Genomic DNA, 16959 nt, shown 5'->3' with positions numbered 1-16959 from the left:
AGAGATATTCTCAACAAAATAGGATCAAACTTTACATTCTGGTTGGCAATGATAAGTTGTTCGGCTAAATAATGACAGTTGTGATCACCGTGAAATATTTATCGAATAATCCCCAGAGAGTAAGGCATGTATAAAGATTTTTTTGGATTGACGGATCTGCCTTTTTCTATTGTGCCTAGCGCTCGCTTTTTATTTTTAAGTGGGCGGCATAAAGAAGCGCTGGCTCATTTGCAAGCAGGGCTTGGTGACGGTGGCGGTTTTGCTTTATTGACTGGTGAAGTGGGGACAGGGAAAACCACGGTATCACGCGCGTTATTATCGCAGCTGGATGATAATGTGAAACCGGGATTGATCTTAAATCCGACGTTCACAGTATCAGATCTATTAGGGGCCATCTGTGATGAATTTAAAATCCCTTATCCTGAGCAAGCGAGCTTAAAGCAATTTACTGATGCGATTTATCAGTATTTGCTCTCAAACTACGCTAAGGGAATTCAAACATTAGTCATTATCGATGAAGCACAACACCTAACGCCAGATGTGTTAGAGCAGTTGCGTTTATTAACCAATTTAGAGACGGACAGTCGTAAGTTATTAAAAGTCCTTCTTATCGGCCAGCCTGAATTGCAGCAAAGGCTTCAGCAGGAAAACCTACGTCAGCTCGCACAGAGAATAACGGCTCGCTATCACTTGTTACCATTGTCTGTCGGTGAGGTCGAAAGCTACATTAGTTATCGTTTAAGCATGGCTGGGCAAATGAACCCTGTGTTTACCCCTCCTGCTATTAAGTGGATAGCCCTACAAACTGGCGGTATTCCACGTTTAATTAATTTAGTGTGTGACAAAGCGATGCTTTATAGCTACCACCGAGGTAGTCATGAAGTGGACAGAAACATTGCAGAGCAAGCGTGCCATGACGTTTTAGGGTGGCAGTCTTCTGCTCCAGTGGTAGCTCGTAAACCTTATTGGCGATATGCAGTGGCAAGTGTACTTGGGTTGAGCTTGATGGGAACGAGCCATTTTTATCTCAGCACTCCTCCAACTGCACATAGCGTTCAACCTCAAGAGACTTTGCCTGCGCTGGAAGTACCTACAGAGTTAGTGCTGAAGGACGGCATTGATGATGGTATTTCTCCGGAAATTTTATCTGAGCCTGAGATCCCTATGGCGTCTTATATTCAGTCGAGTCGGCGATCGGTTCTAGCAATGCAAACTCTTCTGAAAGTATGGGGCTTTGAGGCCAGTTTATTAGAAGCTAATTGTGAAAATAGTTCTAGGGCGCAACTGTATTGTTATCAAGGGCAGGGTGATCTGCTGGAACTTCAGGTGTTAAATCGTCCAGCGGTATTAACGTTGTACGAAGAGCATAAGCCATTCTTTGCCGTGCTGTATGCCGTGAATGATGAGTCGGTCGAGTTGTTATTGGCTGAGCAGCGTATCGAAGTGCCATTAAGTTGGTTGGAAGAGCGTTGGATTGGTGAATATCAGCTATTATGGCGTTCTCCGTTATCAGAGCAGCGGATATTGCGTACTGGGGCGCGCAGTGAGGATGTTCTTGTATTGGATACACTCTTATCTTCCGTTGTTGGTGGGGCAACCTCATCCACTGGAGTTTTTGATCAGAAAGTGAAAGAGAAAGTGCAATTATTCCAGCGTTGGCAAGGCCTTACTGATGACGGTATTGTGGGACCTCGAACCTTAATGGCACTTGATAGCTCTACAAATAGCGATGCACCTACTTTAACGGAAGAATTGTAATGTCGAATATATTAAGTGCATTGGAGCAGTCCGAGCAAAGCTATCAGCAGCAATCTTTTGGACAACATAGCTTGTCTCCCCTGAAGCAAGAGCGCCGTAAAAAAACATTGGAATGGTTGATTTTTATGGCTGTGGTTATCACTCCTGCAACGAGTGTCACTGGATACTATTGGTATCAACATGGTCAACAAGACTTACTACATGAAGCCACTATTTTGAATGCCAGAGAGCAACCAGTCCAACAGAGCACTGTTGCTGAAGAGTTGTCATTAGGCGAAGAGCAAACCGTTGTTTTTGAAGATACACAAGCTACGTCATCTTTAACGTTGTTAAGTTACCCTGAGTTTGTCACAGAGCCTTTGCCTGCTCGTGCTATTAAAAAGTCGGTACCTGTAGCATCAGTTGCTCCAACGCAGGTAGCAGATAAGCCCCAAGTATCACCTAAGGTCAGTGGGGATAATGAATTGCAGCTTGACCAATTTGACTTATCACAGCTATCTCCTGATATTGCAGCGCGTTTACAAAATGCGTTAGGCACACAAGAGGGTGATTTTTTGACGCCAGAGCCTGAAGAGACAACATCAAGTGAAGTGATTGCTTTGTCGCAAGCAAGCTCGATGATCAAAAGTAAGTTGCCTGCACTTAACTTTCAGACACATATTTACGCTTCTGAGCCGAGTCGTCGTTGGATTAAAGTAAATGATGCGGAAGTTGTAGAGGGAGATGAGATCATGGCGGGAGTGATAGTAGAAGATATCCAGCCTCGTCATGTCGTGATTTCGTTTTTAGGGCAACAACTCTCCATTCCTGCTTTGTATGAATGGCAGCCATGATGTTGTGATCATAAAACAGAGGTAATAAAAAAGGGTTAGCCATCAGTGCTACCCCTTTTCATTTTGTATTATCTTGTCCTGAAATGTGTTTACACATTTAGGAGTATTATGCCCAGCCGTTTGGTTTCTTCTGACGACGCGGGATCAGGTGAGGCAAAATTAAACCAAGAATAAGGCCACCACCAGCAACACCACCGCCGTACATGAAATAACGAAGAAGAAGATCTTCTTTTTGGGTGTCCAGTTTTGCTCTTAGCTCCCTTACTTCAGTTTGAGACGCAGTGAGCTGTTGATTCATTTTAGAGTAATTTTTCTCTAAATCTTTGATTTGTTCATTACGTTGAGCAAGGGAATCCGCAAGACCTGATTTTTCTTCATTTGCTGTTTGGCGAGCTGTATCTAGTAGCGCTTTAACTTCAATTAACTCTTCTTCTACTTTTGGTAGACGTTCAGCAATACCTGGTTGATTCGAAATAAAACGTGTTTCTACCCAGCCTGTACGGCCACGAGAGTCAACAATTTTGCTATAACCCGTTTTTTTATTGGTATTGGTTAGGGTTACTTGATCGCCGGCATTGATACTACCAACAATACGGTACTCATTACTTGGGCCTGAATGGATATAAGTGAATAAGTTATCTGAAATGTATCGAGCCTGTTCTGCCTTAGCTGGTGTAATAAACACCCAAGAAAGCATGAAAAGGCAAAGAAGTCGCTTCACGGCAAGAGTCCTTTAGTTGGAGTTTTAATAGAAAATTAAACAGATACTAAAAACTTTCTTGGCTGGGTGCAAGAAAAGAGGGAGGCTTTGCCTCCCTCTTTGTGCACTGCTTACAAAACTTAGCCGAAGGAGGCTTGCATTAAGTAGAAGAAGATAACTGCCAGTAGTGCACCAGCTGGTAGGGTAACAACCCAAGATGCGACGATATTACGAACAACACCTAAGTTTAGTGCGGCGATGCCTCGAGCAAAACCTACACCTAATACCGCACCAACCAAAGTTTGAGTGGTTGAGATTGGCAAACCAGTACCAGAAGCCAGTACAACAGTTGTTGCGGTTGCTAGCTGAGCGGCAAAACCACGGCTTGGGGTTAATTCAGTAATACCAGTACCAACGGTTGCCATTACTTTATGGCCCATGGTCGCCAGACCAACAACAATACCGATACCACCTAATGGTAAAATCCACCAAGCAATGGTGCTTTTCGTTGCGATTTCACCCATGTGCTCTACGGTTGAAACAACAGCAGATAGAGGACCAATCGCATTTGCTACATCGTTAGAGCCGTGAGCAAATGCCATTGCACAAGCTGTGATGACCATTAGAGTACTGAAAATACGCTCTACACCGGCAAAACCACGGTCATCTTGATCATCGTTGTTGTCAGCAAACTTACGGTTGATGTACATGTAACCACCGATCATGACGATAGTCGATACCGCAATCGCCGCAGCCCATGCTTCACCACCAGAGAGGTGAAGACCAACGTGTTTCAGGCCTTTTTTGATCGTTACTAAAGCGATAACAATTGTGGTGATAAACATGTAAACAGGAACAAAACGTTTTGCATTGACTAGGGGATTATCCGTATCAAAGATTAAACGCTGTGCACTGATGAAAATAACATAGGCAAAGAAACCAGAAATAAGCGGTGTAATTAGCCAGCTACCTACGATGCCTTGCACAGAGCTCCAGTCAACCGCTTCGGTACCAACAGAGACACAAGCAAAACCAATAATGGCACCAATAATGGAGTGTGTAGTGGATACAGGCCAACCCATGTAAGAAGCAAGCAGTAACCAAGTACCCGCAGCAAGTAATGCTGACATCATGCCATACACTAATACTTCTGGTTGGTCTGCAAACAGTGATGTTTCGATAACGCCTTTTCGGATCGTATCGGTTACTTCACCGCCGGCTAAGTAAGCGCCTGCAAACTCAAAAATCATCGCAATGATGATCGCTTGTTTTACTGTTAGTGCTTTTGAACCAACAGAAGTACCCATTGCATTGGCGACATCATTCGCACCAATACCGATTGCCATCAAGAAACCAAATGCAGCGGCAACCACAATAAGCATGGTGCCGTAATTCGCAAGGATATCCATCGTATTACCTTGTTATTTTAGAAAAACAAATATTGCTTATGAACGAGAAAGCATGACTTCAAGTCGCGCGCCGACACGTTGTGCCTGATCTGCGATTCCGCCAACCCATTCAAGGATTTTGTATAAGAACATGATATCAACTGGGCTTAACTCAGATTCAATGGCCATGAGTTGCTGGCGTAAATTGATCTGCATAGCGTCGGTATCGTCTTCGATAACGTCTAGTTGATGGATCATTTCTGCGACAAGTGTAACTTCGCGCCCTTTAAAGCCTGTTTCTAGTAGCTCATCTAGCTCGTTAATTACACGCTGAGCTTGATTAGCTGCGTCTAAACAGCGCTTTACGTAAGCAATGAAGTCATCATTCATAGAGACAGGAACTTGTAACTGACGGCCAACAACACGGCCAGCAATGTCTTTTGCTAAGTTCGCAAGTTTATCCTGCTGGGTAAGAAGCTCTAACATGTCAGTACGGTCGACTGGCATGAACAACCCACGAGGTAGCTTTAAACGAATCTCACGTTTTAATACGTCAGCTTCTTTCTCCAAGTGAGAGATTTGAGCACGCATTTCATTTGCTTTCTCCCAGTCACCTTGAGCACACGCGTCAAAGAACGGAACAAGAAACGAGCAGCATTCATTTACGCACACAACGTGGCGTTGCAAAGGCTTAATAGGGGACTTTGCAAATAACCCCATAATTGTATTTACTGGCATGGTTATTCAACCTAATTAATATAACCTAATAAACATATACCAAGATGGTGAAATGTTGAACGATGGTCATAAAGGCGCGCATGTTAACTTAATCACAGAGTCATTAAAACTACTTTAGATCATGAAATGGACGATATTTCAGGCTTGCTCGATGAGAGATAAGACCATATCCTTGATGAGCCACTGATTATAAGGTCTACTATGGAAACTGAGATAGAACTTAAGTTTTTCGTATCGTCTGATTTTTCAGACATTTTAAAAGCAAAAATTGCTGATTCCAAGGTACTTCAGCATGGCTGTCGTCATCTTGGTAACATCTACTTTGATACCCCAGATCAGCAGCTACGCCAGCATGATATTGGGTTACGTATTCGCCGTTTTGATGATGTGTTTGTTCAAACACTCAAAACCGCAGGACGAGTGGTTGCCGGATTGCACCAACGTCCAGAATATAATGCAGAGCATGACAGCAATAACCCTAACTTAGCATTGCACCCCATTGATGCGTGGCCAGAAGGCCTTGATATTGAGCAGGTTCAAAATACGCTTCAACCGCTTTTCTCCACCAACTTCACCCGTGAACAATGGTTAATTGGCATGCCTGATGGCAGTCAAGTCGAACTGGCGTTTGATCAAGGGGAAGTGGTAGCTGGCGATAACCGAGATCCAATTTGTGAAGTAGAACTGGAGCTAAAATCGGGTCAAACTGAAGCGCTGTTTTCACTTGCTCGCACTTTAGCCGAAGAAGGTGGAATGCGACTGGGTAATTTAAGCAAAGCCGCAAAAGGTTACCGTTTAGCCACTGGTTATCAAGGTGATCAGATCAAACCGCTCAGCATCGTTAAAACCCACGATGGTGATTCGGTAGAACACTGCTTTATCCGTTCTTTAGAACACGCGCTGGCGCACTGGCACTACCATGAGCAAATTTATGTTGAGCGTCCTGAGCCTCTTGCCCTTAAAGAAATTTGTAACGCAATCTCTTTCATTCGTCAGATCCTAACGGTATTTGGTGGCGTGATCCCTCGCCGAGCAAGCGCCATTATTCGTCAGGAATTGAAATGGTTAGCACAAGAGCTGAATTGGTTAAATGACGCTAAATACATTGAAGCACTGACCGCTGACAAAGGCCAAGTGTTACGAAAACTGAATGCGCGTAAAGTACTGTTGAATGAATTGAAAGCAAAATACGATGGGCTTCCAGAGCGAGAAGACTCATTAATGCTGCTTCAATCTTCCCGTTATTGTGGGTTACTGTTGGATTTAAGCCGCTGGATTTTAGCGCGCGGTTGGCAGCCATTTTTGGATGACAAATCACGCAGTAAAATGGCAGGCTCCATTAATGATTATTCCATCAAATTGCTCGATAAAACTTGGGCTGAATTAATGGAAGCTTTTCCTGCTGAGCGTCAGTTAAGTCGACAGGATTATTTTGATCAGCAACCTCGCTTAAACCGTAGCCTCATGACGGGAATTTGTTTTGCGTCGTTATACGATGAAACGAAACGTCACAGTTTCCGACTGCCATGGGAAGATCTCGTTCAGGGCATTGATGATCTGAAAATGTTGGAGCCACTGCGTGTGTTAGTGACTCAGCTTGAAGGGGATGATCAAAAGCAACTGGAGCGTTGGTTAGAGCGTCAAGAGCATTCGATTTTGCACGCCATGGATCAAACTCGTCAGATGGGCATAGAGATCCCGCCTTACTGGGCATAATGCCAAATCTGAATTGAAAAACAGAAAGCCTGATACTACTGACTATCAGGCTTTTTTTGTTGCTCCAGTTTTTCTTCAAGGCTAGCAATGCGATCCAATAAAAGCTGTTGCTGGGTTAGTAGCAGCTTCCACTGTTGTTCTTTTTCTTGGTGAAGTTGTGCTTCCTGGTGTGATTTTTCTTTTCGGCTTGGCTCTGTGATCAAAGAGCTGATCAGCCCTGAAATCATACCAAACATACCTACACCACAAATAATAATCACGGCAGCGAGTATTTTTCCTGCACTCGTCACTGGGTAATGATCGCCATAACCTACCGTTGAAATTGTGACAAACGACCACCACAACGCATCACCTGCGGATTGAATATTTGCTTCGGGAACATTGCCTTCAATGATGAGCATCAAGCCAGATCCTGTGGTAAGGAGTAAAATGAGTAAGAGAAAAATTGAGGCGATGGTCGCTTCTCTACGGTTATGTTGGATCTGTTGCACCAACAAAGTACCAGAACGGATTAGGCGTAAAAGGCGCAGAATATGGAAAATCCGAGCATAACGAAGGGGTTCAATAATAGGAATACTGGCCAAAATGTCGATCCAATGCTGTTTAAAATAGGCCACTTTATTTGAGCTACGCATCAAATCTATGAATAGTTGCAGTAGAAAAAGAAGACAGATAAAGGTATCAATACTAATTAATAGCTGGCGACTTGCTGAGCTTAAAGGGGCAAATAGTAAGCCAGTGATAATGATGATGGATATAAAAGACAGTATTAACGACATCAAGCCCATTGGTTTTAAATCGGTTCTATTATTATACAACGCCATTGTTTGCCTTTTTGGTCTGAAATATCACTTTAAGATAACAAATAGCATGGATGTAACGGTAATAAGAAATGGGTTTATACGTAAATTACGAGTTGGAGGTGCGGAATGTCGACATTGAGCTTTAAACCATGGGAAAAACTGGTTACTGACATTCGCTTAGTACCTAAGCTGATCTTATTGATGGTATTCAGTACCGTGCTGCTGGTGGCGAAGCAGTTGTGGGATGCCAATACTTTCTATCAATCGGTGGTTCAAATTCAACAAGACAGAGCAAAAGAGCTGGCGACGGCGAATGCTCAGCTTGTGGGAAGTGTACTTGGATCGAGTCAACAGGGCCGTGAATTGGCAGAACAAGCCATCAAAGCACAAGCGGGCAGTTGGCAAAAAGGGGCGTATGTTTATTTGGTTGAACGTGACACCGGAGCCGTATTGGGACACCCACGTACCAGTGGTATTTCAAGCTTGTCAGGTATGACGTCACAAGGCAGCTCGTTATCACAATTGCTTGGTCGCGTATCTTCGAACGTGCCTTATTCTGTGAACGAGGGTGAGAGATACGAGTTTGCGACGAAAGTACCAAACCACGATTGGGTAGTCGTCGCGTCACAAGCTGGCGAAGAGGCCGAGAAGTATTACAGTGGTTACTTGGTTCAAGTCGCCTGGCAAACCTTTTTGATGATTATTGCTTTCATGGTCCTTTTATTAGGAGCATCGCATATTATGCTGCGTCAGACTCGTTACTTAAGTGACCGTATTAAGGTCATGGCCAATAAAAACCTTGCCGAACCGATTGAGATGGACTGTAAAGATGAGTACGGTGATTTGGCTCGTGAGCTAGAAAAAACGCGTGTTCAACTGCAAGAAGTGATCAGTATGCAAGTCACAGCCTCAGAGGAGTTATCTGAGCTCTCTGAAGTGATGACCATCAGCATGCAAGAAACTCAAGAAGCGGCGAAAGAAGAGTTTAATGAAATAGATCAGTTAGCTTCTGCCATGAGTGAAATGTCGTCTACAGTACAGACGGTGGCAGAGCATGCACGTAATGCCTCTTCTGTGACTGAGCAAGCTTCAGGTCAAGCTCAAACAGGCCAAGCATTTGTTCAAGACACCATAGTGAAAATGAGCGATTTATCAGGGGATATCGCTGAATCTGCTCAAGCCGTGAATCAGGTCGAGGAGCGAGTAGAGTCCATCGGCAGTGTGGTTGTGACCATTCAGGGGATTTCTGAGCAAACGAATTTACTTGCTTTAAACGCCGCCATTGAAGCCGCTCGCGCGGGAGAGGCTGGTCGAGGCTTCGCGGTTGTGGCTGATGAGGTCCGTAGTTTGGCACAGCGTACCCAACAAGCCACCGTTGAAATCCAAGAAATGATTTCTCAGCTGCAAAGTAGCGCGCAACAAGCGGTGGAGCTGATGGAAAAAAGCGTGGTAGAAGCTGCCGATGGGGTGGAGCTTGTGACGAATGCAGGCAGTGAATTAGATGGTATTGTGGTTCAAGTGAGTGAAATTAATGACATGAACTTTCACATTGCTACGGCTGCCGAGCAACAAAGCTCTGTGGCTGATGAGATGAACCAGAACCTTACTAATGTACGTGAATTGGTTGAAGGGTCTGTTACTGTGATCACTGAGCTAACGGAAACTTCCGAAACCATGCAAGGAAATGCAGAAGAGTTAGATCAAAAGATTAGAGCTTTTAGCGTTTGATTTTTGGTTGAAAAATGTGAGTAACGCCCACGAAGGTTCCGTGGGCGTTTTTGATCGTGATGGGTGTTGTTTGCATTTAAATCAAGGTAAGTTATTGGTTAGGAACCTTCAGAAGGAATTATCATGTCATTGCCACCATTGCTAGAAGCCACCGCCTCGAAATATTTGTCAGAATTGACCGAACATACGCCCGAGCTTTTTGCTCATTGGCCTGAATCTTATCAACAACAGTTACATGTGGTGTTGGCCTCCAGTGACTTTGTGGCTGATGCGTTGCAGCGAGATGACATGCTATGCCAGAAACTGCCCGAGCTTTTAGCGGTACAAAATCGCAGTGACAATTATCGAAGCCAGTTAGAGGAACAGCTTAATCTGTGTACGGATGAAGCCAGCTTTATGAGAGAGCTGCGCAAGTTCCGTCGCCAAGAGATGGTGTGTATTGCGTGGCGCGATTTTACTCATGGCTGGTCACTGACAGAGAGCCTGTCTCACTTATCGTTATTGGCAGAAGCCTTGATTTTTGAAGCGTATGCGTGGCTTTACCGTCAATGTTGCCAAGATTGGGGGACGCCAGTGAATGCTGAAGGAGTACCGCAACCTATGCTGATTATAGGGATGGGAAAGTTAGGCGGTGGTGAGCTGAACTTTTCTTCTGACATCGATCTGATTTTTACTTATCCAGAAAATGGTGAAACCCAAGGTGCCCGCCGCAGTATTGCTAACGCGCAGTTTTTTACCCGTTTAGGCCAGCGTTTAATCAAAGCACTTGATCAGCAAACGTTTGATGGCTTTTGTTATCGAGTCGATATGCGCTTACGCCCGTTTGGAGAGAGCGGCCCGCTTGTCATGAGCTACGCTGCATTAGAGGATTATTACCAAGAGCAAGGGCGAGATTGGGAACGCTACGCCATGATCAAAGCTCGCGTGATGGGCAGAGAAATGTACAGCCAGTATCAAGAGCTGCGTCAGATGCTACGGCCTTTTGTGTTCCGCCGTTATATCGATTTTAGTGCTATTCAATCTCTGCGCCGTATGAAGTCTATGATTGGAAGTGAAGTTCGTCGCCGAAGGTTGAATGACAACATTAAATTAGGGGCTGGTGGAATTCGTGAAATTGAGTTTATCGCTCAAGTGTTTCAGTTGATCCGAGGTGGCAGAGAGCCATCTTTACGAGGGCGGGGGTTACTAGAAACCTTAACCGCTATTGATGAGCTGCGCTTGTTAGAGGATAGTGAAGTTGTTCACTTGACTGAGGCCTATCATTTTCTGCGTCGATTAGAAAACTTGCTACAAGCCATAGACGATAAACAGACTCAGACCTTACCAGATCAGCCTCTGCATCAGTTGCGTTTGGCTCACGCGATGGAGTTTGAAGATTGGCAGCAGTTACGTACTGCGACAGATAAACACATGAGTCAAGTTCATCGTGTATTTGAGCAACTTATTGGTGATGAAAACCAAGAGCCTGAAGATAAGATTGCCAGCCACTTTAGTGAATTGTGGGATCTTGCTTATGACGAAGAAGTCGTTCAGCAAATTTTGTCTGAGCTTGTGGGGGAAGAAAAAGCGAGTGGTTTGTGTTCCCAGCTCCTGAGTTTTAAAGCCGATTTAGCTAAAAAGACCCTAGGTCCGCGTGGGCGCGAAGTGTTAAATCGTTTAATGCCAAAAGTCTTTCATGCCACTTTTGCCCAAAAAGGCGCTCAGTACAGTTTGCCAAGAGTCATGGCATTACTGAATAAGATTTCTACACGTACGACTTATTTAGAGTTATTGGATGAGCATTCCGTTGCCCTTGAACATTTGGTGCGCTTGTGTGCAGCGAGCCCTATGGTGGCAGAGCAATTAGCGCGTTACCCCATTTTGCTTGATGAGCTGTTAGATCGTCAGCAGCTTTATCAACCAATTGAATTAAATCAATATAAAAATGAGCTTCATGAATATCTGGCTCGTATCCCAGAAGAGGATATGGAGCAACAGATGGAGGCTCTGCGTCAGTTTAAGCAAACCTGCTTATTACGGATTGCTGCCGCCGATATTGCGGGCGCATTGCCATTAATGAAAGTGAGTGATCACTTAACCTATTTATCGGAAGCTATCATCGAAGCGGTAGTAAACCAAGCCTGGTTACAAGTATCGGCCAAATATGGGGAACCAACACATTTACAAAACCGTGATGGTCGTGGTTTTGGTGTGATTGGTTACGGTAAAGTGGGTGGTTGGGAGCTTGGTTACAACTCCGATTTAGATATAGTGTTCCTTCATGATTGCCCTGTTAATGTCTATACCGATGGTAAAAAAGAGATTGATGGTCGCCAGTTCTATTTACGCTTAGCTCAACGGATAATCCATATTTTCTCTACTCGCACGGCTTCTGGCATTTTGTATGACGTGGACACGCGCTTAAGGCCATCGGGTGCGTCGGGTTTATTGGTGAGTACGATGGATGCGTTTGAAGAGTACCAACAAAAAGATGCCTGGACATGGGAGCATCAAGCTTTAGTACGCACTCGTATTATTTATGGTGATCAGCAATTAACAGCGCGCTTTAACCAGATCCGCCATGATATTTTGTGCACCGAGCGGGATAACAATAAGCTGATGGAAGATGTGATTGCCATGAGGCATAAAATGCGTGGCCATCTAGGCAGTAAAAAGGCAGGCCGCTTTATGCTGAAACAGGATAAAGGAGGGATCACCGATATTGAGTTTTTAGCACAATATTTAATGTTGCAGTATTGTCCTCAGGTATCGGCATTGACGCGCTGGTCTGACAATGTGCGTATTTTTGAGTTACTGGCTAAGCATCAAATTATGTCAGTAGAGCAGGCGCAACAGCTGGTGGATGCGTATTGTTCCATGAGAAATGAAATTCATCGCTTAAACTTAATAGGCTTAGATGCTGATGTTGAAGATGTGTATTTCGTCAACGAGCGTTCAGTGGTGAACCAAGCATGGCACCAGTGGTTAAAAGAAGAGTAATAAAAACGTGGAATGAAGAGCTTCAATCGTGCGATGTACGATTGGCTTCATTTTGTTGGATGTTTGCCGATAAGGGCTATGTTAAGATGCTAACGCCACTAAATATAGAGTGAAATAAATAACAATATTGAGTGGCAATAGTATTACATGCTGTTTTTCTGATCCCGGAGATAAATATGAAACCGACGCTTCCTGACTACGAACAATCAGGTGTACTTATTATTGGTGATGTGATGTTAGACCGTTATTGGCATGGGCCAACCGGTCGTATTTCACCAGAAGCTCCTGTGCCTGTTGTTAAAGTCGAGCACAATGAAGAGCGTCCTGGCGGTGCTGCAAACGTAGCGATGAACATTGCAGCACTGGGTGGTACTGCACGTTTGGTTGGTTTAACCGGGATCGATGAGCCAGCCAAAGCGCTAACAGAAAAATTAACGTCATTAAAAGTGCGTTGTGATTTTGTTTCCTTGCCTGATTACCCAACCATTACGAAGTTACGCGTAATGAGCCGTGGCCAACAAATGATGCGTTTGGATTTCGAAGAAGGTTTCCACGATGTGGATCCAGAGCCAATCATGTCTCGTATGGAGCACGCACTTCCTCATGTAAAAGCGGTGATCTTGTCTGATTACGCAAAAGGCGCGTTAGAACATGTGCAAGTGATGATTCAAGAAGCGCGTAAATCAAACGTACCTGTATTCATTGATCCAAAAGGTGCTGACTTTGAACGTTATCGCGGTGCGACGTTACTGACGCCAAACATGTCTGAGTTTGAAGCGGTTGTCGGTAAAGTGAAAGATGAAGAAGATTTGGTAGCAAAAGGCTTAGAGGTGATTGAAAAATTTGACCTTGATGCGCTATTAGTGACTCGCAGCGAGCACGGTATGAGTCTACTGCGTAAAGGCCAAGAACCGTTCCATTTGCCGACATTGGCAAAAGAAGTGTTTGATGTAACAGGCGCGGGCGATACGGTTATTTCTGTATTAGCGGCATCAGTCGCTGCTGGTAAACCATTAGATGAAGCGTGTGCATTAGCGAATGCTGCCGCTGGTGTGGTGGTTGCAAAGTTAGGTACATCGACACTATCGACCATTGAATTAACAGAAGCTATTCACGGTAGCCAAGACACTGGTTTTGGTGTGATTGGCGAAGCGCAACTGGTTCAAGCTGTGAAAGAAGCCCGAGCGCGTGGTAAGAAGGTTGTAATGACCAACGGTTGCTTCGATATTCTGCATGCAGGCCATGTTTCTTACTTAAACGAAGCGGCCAAGTTGGGTGATCATTTAATTGTTGCGGTGAATTCAGACAGCTCTGTGCAAGGTTTAAAAGGCCCTGGTCGCCCTGTAAACCCAGAAGATCGCCGAATGGCTGTACTTGCGGGGTTAGGAGCGGTTGATTGGGTGGTTCCATTTACAGAAGAAACCCCGCAGCGTCTGATTTCTGAAGTACTGCCGACATTGTTAGTAAAAGGTGGTGATTATAAACCGGAAGAGATTGCGGGTGGTAAAGAAGTGATTGCCGCTGGTGGTGAAGTTCGCGTATTGAACTTTGAAGATGGTTGTTCAACAACGGAAATCATCGAGTCCATTCGTGGTGGACGCGGTTAAGCAATTAGCCATCTGATTAGGAAATAAAAAAGCCCTGAGTGTTCAGGGCTTTTATGCTTTTAGGCTAACTAAAATGATTAGTTTTTAGCGATAAGGCCCGCATTAATATCAAGAATATCTTGTTCGCTTAATGTGCCAACCGCTTGTTTTAGCTGAAGTACACTTAATACATAATCGTAACGCGCATTGGCTAAGTTACGGTTTGCATCGTACAGACGACGTGTATTATCAAGTACATCAACAATGGTACGAGTACCTACATCAAAGCCAGCTTCAGCTGCTTCGAGTGCCGCTTTTGCAGAGATCACTGATTGTTCGTAAGCGCGCAGTGCACCAATTGAAGCATTGATGTTGTTGTGCTGTGCTCGAACTTCCTTTACTACTGAGCGGTAAGTGGCTTCAAGCTCTTCACTGCTAGCAATGTAGTCAAACTGAGCCTGTTTCACTTTTGATGACAAGTCACCACCCGTGTACAGAGGCACTGCTAAATTAATGCCCGCATTCCAAGCAGAACCTGAATCATCCGGTTTCGCATATTCATAGCCAGTATCACTGTAGCCATAAGCGGCATCAAAGGTTAATGATGGTAAGTGTCCTGATTCTGCCAGTTTGATATTGTTCTTGGAAATATCCGCTGTGATACGAGCAGCCAGTAAGCTTAAGTTTTCAGTTTGAGCTTGTTCGATTAATGTCAGGCTGGAATCCGCCGGGCGACTTGCAGAGAAACGAGTGGTATCTAGCAGGCTTAGCTCTGTGTGCTCTTGACCTGTGATTTCACGAAGCCCTTCATAGCTGTTGACCAGTGAGTTTTCACTTAACACTTCACTTGCCAGAACGGTATCGTATTGTGCTTGTGCATCGTGCACATCAGTGATGGCTGATAGGCCCACTTCAAAGCGTTGTTTGATTTGTTCTAGTTGGCGGGCAACGGCTGCTTTTTCTGCACGGACAAACTCTAAATCATCCATGGCTTTTAGTACGTCAAAATAAGCCTGAGAAACTCGTAAAATCAAGCCTTGTTGCTCTGCTGCATAGGCCGCATCTGATTGGCGAGCGGTTTGCTCTGCAATATCTAGGCTTACCCAGCTAGAACGTTGGTATAACTCTTGTTTTAGGCCTACGTTACCGTTTAAGACGTTTCTCTCGTTGGCAACACCTTCATCACCACGGTACATGTTATAGCCCGCTGTTAAGTTAATTTGAGGCAGAAAGGTACTTCTGCTCGAATTCACTGCTTCAAACGCGGCGTCTTTTTGAGCTGCAGCTTTAAGAAGCTGAGGGTCATTTTGTTTTGCTTGGTCATAGATCTGGGCAAGGTTATCGGCCATTGCTAGCTGACTAAAACTACCTAGCGCTACGCTGATCACGAGTGGAAGCAGCTTTTTCATAGTTGTGATTCCTGCAATAATGAACATAATTCAATGGGTAAGTGTAACTTAACTCAGTCGCTAAGTACTTTAAGATTACGATGTTTTACGTTTGAATCTGAGTGTAATCTATTCAGTTCTAAATTTGGACTTAAATAAATTCACAAGTTTTGTCAAAAAAGTTGAATTAAATGATTGTCGACAGTCCAAGAGAATGATAAGAATGCCACAAACACGGAAGTAGACCATGACAAAAACAAACCGTTCCCACTCTGAACCACTCTGTTATAACAAAAATGATGTGAAGATCATGTCAAAGCTGCCGTTATATAATGGCTTTTTTAAAATGATCAAGTACACCTTTTGCCATAAGTTGTTTGCAGGGGGGTGGAGTGAGCCCGTCGAACGTGAAATGTTTGAACGTGGCCATGCAGCAGCTTTACTGCCTTATGACCCCAACTCAGACTCGGTTGTACTGATTGAGCAAATTCGAGTAGGCTCATTGGAAGACCATTCCCCATGGCAAATAGAAATTGTTGCCGGGATTATTGACCCTGGTGAAACGGCTGAGCAAGTGGTTGTTCGTGAGGCTGAAGAAGAGGCCGGCGTCGACATTCAGCGTATTGAAAAAGTCACCAGTTACCTGCCTTCTTCGGGTGGTTGCTCTGAGCGGTTGGATGTGTTTGTCGGTGAGGTAAATAGTAAACTCGCTTCTGGCATTCATGGCCTCGAAGAAGAGGGAGAAGACATTCGAGTTCACGTTGTGAGCCGTCAACAGGCGTATTCTTGGGTCGAAAGTGGCAAAATTGAGAATGGTGCCTCAATAATTGCGCTGCAATGGTTAGAATTAAATCATCAGCGATTAAGATCATGTTGGCTGACGAGAGATGACGGATAGAAGATACAGGCTCGACTTTACGGCAATGATGCGCTCTTATGAAAGTAATTACGCAAAATTGTGCCCTTTGCTACCTCGTTCAAATCGGGTAGGAGACGAGTGCGGTTATCAGGTTTTTGATCATGTCTATTGTGTGAAAATCGTTGAAGTCACTAAGTACACGACCATCGTTGATATTTGTCAGACTGACGCTAACCCAAGTTTGCCGTTACCGAAGTTAACGGTTAGGTTGTATCACGATGCTAGAGTCGCAGAAGTGTGTGCTAGCCAGCAGATCTCGCAAATCAAGCCAAGGTATGATTATCCGAATTCGCGGATGTTACAAAAAGATGAGAAACATCAAGTAAATCAATTTTTAAGTGATTGGCTTACTTTTTGTATTAAAAATGGGGTGAGCCACACTCCAATTATATAGACGATTAATATTCATTGAACAATTACAAC

General features: G+C 44.3%; 13 protein-coding genes. 8 read left to right on the top strand and 5 right to left on the bottom strand.

Annotated elements, in window-relative coordinates; all coding sequences use genetic code 11:
- The first annotated feature begins 126 nt into the window (after window positions 1–126).
- Window positions 127–1758 carry an AAA family ATPase gene (locus MHO82_RS15225; RefSeq protein ID WP_239184935.1) on the top strand — a complete coding sequence of 544 codons (1632 nt, stop codon included), beginning with the start codon at window positions 127–129 and terminating at the stop codon, window positions 1756–1758.
- Window positions 1758–2591: a general secretion pathway protein GspB gene (locus tag MHO82_RS15220; protein WP_239184933.1), complete on the top strand. Its 834-nt coding sequence runs from the start codon at window positions 1758–1760 to the stop codon at window positions 2589–2591. Before MHO82_RS15225 ends, MHO82_RS15220 begins: the two co-directional genes overlap by 1 nt.
- Window positions 2592–2697: 106 nt before the next feature.
- Here the strand turns inward: MHO82_RS15220 and MHO82_RS15215 are convergent, their stop codons facing one another.
- The 3 genes from MHO82_RS15215 to MHO82_RS15205 all read right to left on the bottom strand — a co-directional run bounded on the left by MHO82_RS15215 (window position 2698) and on the right by MHO82_RS15205 (window position 5417).
- Window positions 2698–3312, bottom strand: a complete 615-nt coding sequence (locus tag MHO82_RS15215; RefSeq protein WP_239184931.1) for a TIGR04211 family SH3 domain-containing protein — start codon at window positions 3310–3312, stop codon at window positions 2698–2700.
- A 119-nt stretch (window positions 3313–3431) separates the two neighbouring features.
- Window positions 3432–4700: an inorganic phosphate transporter gene (locus MHO82_RS15210; RefSeq protein WP_239184928.1), complete on the bottom strand. Its 1269-nt coding sequence runs from the start codon at window positions 4698–4700 to the stop codon at window positions 3432–3434.
- A gap of 36 nt (window positions 4701–4736) precedes the next feature.
- Window positions 4737–5417, bottom strand: a complete 681-nt coding sequence (locus MHO82_RS15205; protein WP_239184926.1) for a TIGR00153 family protein — start codon at window positions 5415–5417, stop codon at window positions 4737–4739.
- A gap of 201 nt (window positions 5418–5618) precedes the next feature.
- On the opposite strand from MHO82_RS15205, the gene MHO82_RS15200 reads away from it, so the two are divergent.
- Window positions 5619–7133, top strand: coding sequence for an inorganic triphosphatase (locus tag MHO82_RS15200; RefSeq protein ID WP_239184923.1), 1515 nt, complete (start codon window positions 5619–5621; stop codon window positions 7131–7133).
- Window positions 7134–7168: 35 nt separating this feature from the next.
- Here the strand turns inward: MHO82_RS15200 and MHO82_RS15195 are convergent, their stop codons facing one another.
- Complete coding sequence (locus MHO82_RS15195; protein WP_239184921.1) at window positions 7169–7957, bottom strand: potassium channel family protein; 789 nt, start codon at window positions 7955–7957, stop codon at window positions 7169–7171.
- A gap of 105 nt (window positions 7958–8062) precedes the next feature.
- Between MHO82_RS15195 and MHO82_RS15190 the strand changes: the two genes are divergently transcribed.
- The 3 genes from MHO82_RS15190 to hldE all read left to right on the top strand — a co-directional run bounded on the left by MHO82_RS15190 (window position 8063) and on the right by hldE (window position 14250).
- Window positions 8063–9664 (top strand): methyl-accepting chemotaxis protein, encoded by a 1602-nt coding sequence (locus tag MHO82_RS15190; protein WP_239184919.1) that lies wholly within the window; start codon window positions 8063–8065, stop codon window positions 9662–9664.
- 123 nt (window positions 9665–9787) lie between these two features.
- Window positions 9788–12643, top strand: coding sequence for a bifunctional [glutamate--ammonia ligase]-adenylyl-L-tyrosine phosphorylase/[glutamate--ammonia-ligase] adenylyltransferase (glnE, locus tag MHO82_RS15185; protein WP_239184917.1), 2856 nt, complete (start codon window positions 9788–9790; stop codon window positions 12641–12643).
- 176 nt (window positions 12644–12819) lie between these two features.
- On the top strand, window positions 12820–14250 hold the full coding sequence (hldE, locus tag MHO82_RS15180) for a bifunctional D-glycero-beta-D-manno-heptose-7-phosphate kinase/D-glycero-beta-D-manno-heptose 1-phosphate adenylyltransferase HldE (RefSeq protein WP_239184915.1): 1431 nt from the start codon (window positions 12820–12822) through the stop codon (window positions 14248–14250).
- A gap of 77 nt (window positions 14251–14327) precedes the next feature.
- On the opposite strand, the gene tolC is transcribed toward hldE, so the two are convergent.
- Window positions 14328–15638 (bottom strand): outer membrane channel protein TolC, encoded by a 1311-nt coding sequence (tolC, locus tag MHO82_RS15175; protein ID WP_239184913.1) that lies wholly within the window; start codon window positions 15636–15638, stop codon window positions 14328–14330.
- 226 nt (window positions 15639–15864) lie between these two features.
- Between tolC and nudF the strand changes: the two genes are divergently transcribed.
- Both nudF and MHO82_RS15165 read left to right on the top strand, forming a co-directional pair.
- Complete coding sequence (gene nudF, locus MHO82_RS15170; RefSeq protein ID WP_239184910.1) at window positions 15865–16515, top strand: ADP-ribose diphosphatase; 651 nt, start codon at window positions 15865–15867, stop codon at window positions 16513–16515.
- Window positions 16505–16930: a DUF1249 family protein gene (locus MHO82_RS15165; protein WP_239184908.1), complete on the top strand. Its 426-nt coding sequence runs from the start codon at window positions 16505–16507 to the stop codon at window positions 16928–16930. The genes nudF and MHO82_RS15165 overlap by 11 nt, the downstream gene beginning before the upstream one ends.
- The last annotated feature ends 29 nt before the right edge of the window (window positions 16931–16959 follow it).

The sequence above is a fragment of the Vibrio sp. Of7-15 genome, assembly GCF_022347565.1.
Lineage (GTDB): Bacteria > Pseudomonadota > Gammaproteobacteria > Enterobacterales > Vibrionaceae > NORP241.
Note: the sequence above shows the minus strand (reverse complement) of the source record. Positions and strands in the feature narration are given on the sequence as shown.